General features: G+C 67.0%; 6 protein-coding genes. All 6 read right to left on the bottom strand.

The features are described from left to right. Nucleotides 1-160 precede the first annotated feature (160 nt). Complete coding sequence (locus tag ACVOLJ_RS12970) at nt 161-1,525, bottom strand: aminodeoxychorismate synthase component I (protein WP_481564276.1); 1,365 nt, start codon at nt 1,523-1,525, stop codon at nt 161-163. A 77-nt stretch (nt 1,526-1,602) separates the two neighbouring features. Then, nucleotides 1,603-2,865 carry a beta-ketoacyl-ACP synthase II gene (gene fabF / locus ACVOLJ_RS12965; protein ID WP_481564275.1) on the bottom strand — a complete coding sequence of 421 codons (1,263 nt, stop codon included), beginning with the start codon at nt 2,863-2,865 and terminating at the stop codon, nt 1,603-1,605. A gap of 146 nt (nt 2,866-3,011) precedes the next feature. Beyond that, a complete protein-coding gene (acpP, locus tag ACVOLJ_RS12960; RefSeq protein ID WP_025874077.1) occupies nt 3,012-3,251 on the bottom strand; it encodes an acyl carrier protein in 240 nt (79 codons plus the stop codon). 153 nt (nt 3,252-3,404) lie between these two features. Further along, nucleotides 3,405-4,148 (bottom strand): 3-oxoacyl-ACP reductase FabG, encoded by a 744-nt coding sequence (gene fabG, locus ACVOLJ_RS12955; RefSeq protein ID WP_475277562.1) that lies wholly within the window; start codon nt 4,146-4,148, stop codon nt 3,405-3,407. Nucleotides 4,149-4,230: 82 nt separating this feature from the next. Next, entirely contained in the window at nt 4,231-5,175 is a 945-nt protein-coding gene (fabD, locus tag ACVOLJ_RS12950; protein ID WP_481564274.1) for an ACP S-malonyltransferase, read from the bottom strand. Between the two features lie 199 nt (nt 5,176-5,374). Then, a complete protein-coding gene (locus tag ACVOLJ_RS12945; protein WP_475277560.1) occupies nt 5,375-6,157 on the bottom strand; it encodes a BUD32 family EKC/KEOPS complex subunit in 783 nt (260 codons plus the stop codon). Nucleotides 6,158-6,179 lie beyond the last annotated feature (22 nt).

Raw genomic sequence — 6,179 nt, 5'->3', positions numbered from 1 at the left:
GCATGACGTTGGTCATGCGGTAATCGCCGGCCTGATTGGCTACCATTGTCGCCCCGTGGCACGCGCGACGGCATCCAGCCACCCCGCGCCCCCCGCCCCGCCCGGCCCCCCCCCCCCCCCCCGGGGACCGCGGGGGCCACCCGCGCCGGGGGCCCTACCCTTACCCCTGCTGGCCCAAGGCCCGCAACAGGCCGCGGGCCTTGGCGCGGGTCTCGTCCAGTTCCTTGTCCGGGTCTGAATCCACCACGATGCCGGCGCCGGTGCGGAAGCTGACCTCGTCGCCATCCACTTCGGCGGTACGGATCAGGATGTTCAGATCGAGGTCGCCATCGCGGTTCAGCCACCCGAATGCGCCGGTATAGGCGCCGCGCGGGACCTGCTCCAGTTCGCTGATGATCTGCATGCAGCGCACCTTGGGGCAGCCGGTGATGGTGCCGCCGGGGAAGGTGGCAGCGATCACCTCGCCGGGTGTGACATCGGCGCGCAGGTGGCCGCTGACGTTGCTGACGATGTGGTGCACGTGGGCGTAGCTTTCCACGGTCATCAACTCATCCACCACCACGGTGCCGGGCAGGCAGATGCGGCCCAGGTCGTTGCGCTCCAGGTCGATCAGCATCACGTGTTCGGCGCGCTCCTTGGGATGGCCGACCAGTTCCTGGATGCGCGCGGCATCATCGTCGCCTTCAAAACGCGGGCGGGTGCCGGCGATCGGACGGGTCTGCGCGTGGCCGCCATGTACCGACACCAGCCGCTCGGGCGAAGAGCTGACCACATGACGGCCGTGCGCGCTGAACAGGCCGGCGAACGGCGCCGGATTGGCGCGCCGCAACTGCGCGTAGAGCGCCTGCGGGCTGACGGGCGCGGCAAAGTGCGCGCTCCAGCGTCGCGACAGGTTCACCTGGAACACATCGCCCGCACGCAGGTAATCGATCACCCGTCGCACACCGTCGGTGAAGCGCTGTGGCGCATCTTCGCTGACCGACTGCGGCGGCTGCCAGCCCTGCCCGGCCTCACCCAGCGGGTGTGATGCGCGTGCGACCAGCGCATCCAGCAACGCCTGCTCGCCCGCCTCGGCAACGATGAAGCTGGCGTTGGCCTGGTGGTCGTGCAGCACCGCTGCCGGGCAGCGCAGGGCCAGCGCGGTCGGGCGTCCGTCATCGCGCGCACGCGCCGGCAGAACGGGCTCGACCTGGCTGGCCACTTCGTAATCCAGCATCAACGCCCAGCCGCCGCGGAACGGCAGCAGGTGACCGCCATCGTGCGGCAGGCGCTGCGCCAGCCAGGCGCGGTCCAGCGCCTGCAGGAAGCTGCCGGGCTGCACCACGTCGTGCTGGTCACGCACCTGGCCATCCGCATCCAGCCGCAGCACATCGCCCTGTGCGGCCAGCAGCAGGCTCCAGCGGCCCTGCGCGGTGCCCGAGGCGGTGGATTCCATCAGCAGCGGGAAACGCGCCGGGTCGTGCTGCTGCAGGGCCAGCAGATCGATCGGGTGCGGCAGCGGGTGGATCAACGGTGCGTGGGTCATGGCGGCCAGATGGAAAGTTCAGATACACGGAAGCCGCCTTGCGGCGGCCCCGTGGTGCACGACGTTGGTCCGATGCTTCAGACGCGCTTGAAGATCAGCGTGCCGTTGGTGCCGCCGAAGCCGAAGCCGTTGGACATCACCACATCGACCTTGGCCTGGCGCGCTTCGTTGGGCACGTAATCCAGGTCGCAACCTTCGCCTGGCTGCTGCAGGTTGATGGTCGGCGGAATCACGTCGTCACGCATCGCCAGCACCGAGAAGATGGCTTCCACGCCGCCGGCCGCGCCAAGCAGGTGGCCGGTCATCGACTTGGTGGAGCTGACCATCATCTTGTAGGCGTGGTCGCCGAAGGCGGCCTTCATCGCCATGGTCTCGCCCAGGTCACCCAGCGGCGTCGAGGTGCCATGTGCATTGAGGTAGCCGACCTGGTCCGGGTTCACCCCGGCGTCCTTCATGGCCATGGTCATGCAGCGGGCGGCACCTTCGCCGTTCTCGCTCGGCGCGGTCATGTGGTACGCATCGGAGCTGGCGCCGAAACCGGCCAGTTCGCAATAGATCTTCGCACCGCGCGCCTTGGCGTGCTCGTACTCTTCCAGGATCAGGATGCCGGCGCCGTCACCCAGCACGAAGCCGTCGCGGTCCTTGTCCCACGGGCGCGAGGCCTGTTCCGGTGCGTCGTTGCGGGTGCTCATCGCCTTCATCGCGCAGAAGCCGCCCAGGGCGGTCGGCGAGGAACCACGCTCGGCGCCACCGGCGACCATCACGTCCGCATCGCCGTACTGGATCATGCGCATGGCGGTGCCGATGGAATGGTTGGACGTGGCGCATGCCGAGACCGCCGAGAACGACGGACCCTTCAGGCCGCTGATGATGCTCAGCTGGCCCGGCAGCATGTTGATGATGGTCTTGGGCACGTAGAAGGGAGAGATCTTCTTCCCCTCGTGGAACTCGATGGTCTGCTCTTCGATACCGAGCAGGCCGCCGATGCCGGCACCGACGATGGCGCCGATGCGGTCGGCGTTGGCATCGGTGATCTCCAGGCCCGAGTCATGCAGGGCCATGAAGGCGGCGCCGAGGCCGTAATGGATGAACGGGTCCATCTTCTTGGCATCCTTGCCGCTGACCCGATACTTGCCGAACAGTTCATTGTCGGCGGTGATGTCAAAGCCTTTGACCTCACCTGCAATCTTGGTGGTAAACCGGTCCAGATAGGCATCAGAAACGTTGGTCAGCGGACCGATGCCCGAACGACCGTGGGTGATGCCTTCCCAGCTGCTGGCCAGATCATTGCCCAACGGCGAGACCATGCCCAGGCCGGTTACGACGACGCGACGCTTCATTTCTGATTCTCCTGACCCGAACGTTCTTTACGGGTAACGCGGTTTACTTCGGTGTGATGCGCAAACACACAGGGCCGCAAACGAGCGGCCCCATGGGGTGTCGTGCGCGACGAGCACGAGGCCCGCACGCGCACTGACGTCCTGCATCAGGCCTTGACGTGGGCCGTGATGTAGGTGATCGCAGCCTGCACGGTGCTGATCTTCTCGGCTTCTTCGTCCGGGATCTCGCACTCGAATTCTTCTTCCAGCGCCATCACCAGCTCGACGGTGTCCAGCGAGTCAGCGCCCAGGTCATCGACGAACGATGCGCTGTTGGTGACTTCTTCTTCCTTGACGCCAAGCTGTTCGATGACGATTTTCTTGACGCGTTCTTCGATGGTGCTCATGGGATATCGCTCCAGATGGAGTAGTGGTTCAAAAAGTGGTCGCCATCAAAGGCGATGGCCGTGGGATAGTGTAGTGGAAACCGGCGCGACCTTGCATTGCAGCAAAAATCCTCGCAGATCAATCACTTGCGGCGCAATCCCTGCGCCCCTTGCTTACGGCATGTACATGCCGCCGTTCACATGGAGAGTTTCGCCGGTGATGTAGCCGGCAGCCGGGCTGGCCAGGAAGGCCACCGCATGGGCGATGTCTTCGGGCGAACCCAGGCGTTCGAGGGCGATCTCGCCGATCAGCGCGGTACGCGCCTCTTCCGGCAGCGCCTTGGTCATGTCGGTGTCGATGAAGCCCGGCGCGACCACATTGACGGTGACGCCGCGCGAGCCGATTTCCTTGGCCAGCGACTTGCTGAAACCGATGATGCCGGCCTTGGCCGCCGCGTAGTTGGCCTGGCCGGCGTTGCCGGTCACACCCACCACCGAGGCGATGTTGATGATGCGGCCCTTGCGTGCCTTCATCATGCCGCGCATGACCGCCTTGCTGGTGCGGAACACGCTGGTCAGGTTGGTGTCGATGATCGACGCCCAATCATCTTCCTTCATGCGCATCAGCAGGTTGTCGCGGGTGATGCCGGCGTTGTTGACCAGGATCGAGATCGCGCCGAATTCCTTGCTGATGCCATCAAGCACAGCGTCCAGCGCGGCGGCGTCGGTGACATTCAGCGCGCGGCCGTGACCGCCATGGGCGGCCAGGCGCTCGCCGATCGCGGCAGCACCGGCGTCGGTGGTGGCGGTGCCGATGACGGTGGCGCCCTGGGCGGCCAGCAGATCGGCGATGGCGGCACCAATGCCACGGCTGGCACCGGTAACCAGTGCGATTTCACCCTGCAGGGGCTTGCTCATGATGTTTTCCTCAGGCTGGGGCGGCCGCCGCACCGTGGCCGCTTGCAGCGGCTGCCGGGACGGTCGGCAGAATCAGGGGTAGTCAGGCCGACCACGTCTCGCGGGCGGTTTCAAAGTCGCCCGGGGTGGCCAGGGAACGGCCATCGAGGGACTTGTCGATGCGCTTGACCAGGCCAGTCAGCACCTTGCCGGGGCCGCATTCGGCGATCCGGGTGACGCCGCGGGCGGCAAGCGCCTGCACGCAACCGGTCCACTGCACCGGCTGGTACAGCTGCTGCACCAGCGCGGTACGGATCGCGTCCACGCCGTCGTGCACCTTGGCGTCGACGTTCTGCACCACCGGCAGCTGCGGCAGCTGCCAGGACAGGCCGGCCATCACTTCGGCCAGACGGTTGGCGGCTTCGCGCATCAGCGGGGTGTGCGAGGGCACGCTGACGGCCAGCTTGACCGCCTTGCGCACGCCCTTCTCGGCCAGCAGCGCCAGCGCGCGGTCGACCGCGGCAGCGTCGCCGCCGATCACGATCTGGCCCGGCGAGTTGAAGTTGGCCGGAACGACCACCTGGCTGCCGGCAGCTTCCGCGCAGACGTCCAGCACCAGCTGGTCTTCAGCGCCGAGCACGGCGGCCATCGCGCCGACACCTGCGGGAGCGGCGTCCTGCATCAGCTGGCCGCGCAGGCGCACCAGGTGCGCACCGTCGTGCAGGCTGAGGGCGCCAGCGGCGACCAGGGCGGTGTACTCACCCAGGCTGTGGCCCGCCAGAACCGACGGACGCGGACCGCCCACGGCGTTCCAGGCGCGCCACGCGCCGATGCTGGCGGCCAGCAGGGCCGGCTGGGTGTATTCGGTACGGTTGAGCATTTCCTCCGGGCCGCCCTGGGACAACGCCCACAGGTCGACGCCGGCACCATCGGATGCCTCGGTGAAGGCCTCACGCACCTGCGGGTGCAGTTCGGCCAGCTCGGCCAACATGCCCACAGACTGCGAGCCCTGACCGGGGAAGACAAAAGCGAGGGTGGATACGGTCACGCGGTCATCCGCTTGTTGCAATCGAAGCGGTCCATGATAAGGGTGAATCCCCTGTGTCGTCTGTACGTGCGCGTATGCAGGGCGTATGGAACGGCCTGGTCAGGTGCCGCCGCGCGCGGCCCGGCGACGTCCCTGCATCGCCGGGCCATGCCGGCGAATCAATCCGGTAGCGCCGGGCCATGCCCGGCGGACGCAACAATCAGCAGAGCAGCTGCAGGATGTCCAGCTCGCCATCGGCGAACCAGTCCATGCACAGGCCCACTGTCACCAGCAGCCCCAGCGTGGTGGCACCGTGGGTGATGAAGATGGAGTGCGCCAGCGCGCGTGCCGAACGCCCCAGCTTCATGCACACCCGCGCCAAGCGCTGCAGGCGGCCACTGACCGCGTGCACGTGCGCCCGCACCGGCGCCTGCACGTCACTCATGGCCTGGGCCATCATCGCCTGCAGATGCTGCGGGCGGTCAGCGTAGTACTTGGCCACGCCATAGCCGAACATCAGCCAGTCACGCGCCTGTGCTTCGGCCAGGTCCATCACTTCCAGCGGATCTTCTTCGAAGTCGATGAAACCGACGCTGTGCCCGTCCCAGGTGAGGTTGCGCGGCAGCGGCTGGCCGAAGTACGCCCCCCGGCCGTGCGCCTGGGCGATGGCGTGCATGGCCGCCGCGACCAGCTGGTCGCGACCGGCATCATCGGCTTCGCGCAGGCAGGTGTTGAACGAACTGCCGTTGTCGCCGATCACCAGCGCAGCGTGGCCGCTGCCGATCACGCTGGGCACATTCACGCCCTGCGCCTGCAGTTCGGCGAGGCGGCGCGCTTCGGTTTCGCGCGCGGCATCGCCACCCCGGTGCGGCGGTGGCCGCAGCGCGTCCAGGTGGAAGCGGCGTGCAACAAAATTGAGCAGGCCCAGGGCCACTGCCCGGCTTCCTTCGCCGTACTGCTTCAGCCAGGCGCGCTGCCCTTCAATGACGATGGGCTCAACCATGACAGTCTCCTTTAACGCATTA

The sequence above is a fragment of the Stenotrophomonas sp. STEN046 genome (assembly GCF_056759755.1).
Note: the sequence above shows the minus strand (reverse complement) of the source record. Positions and strands in the feature narration are given on the sequence as shown.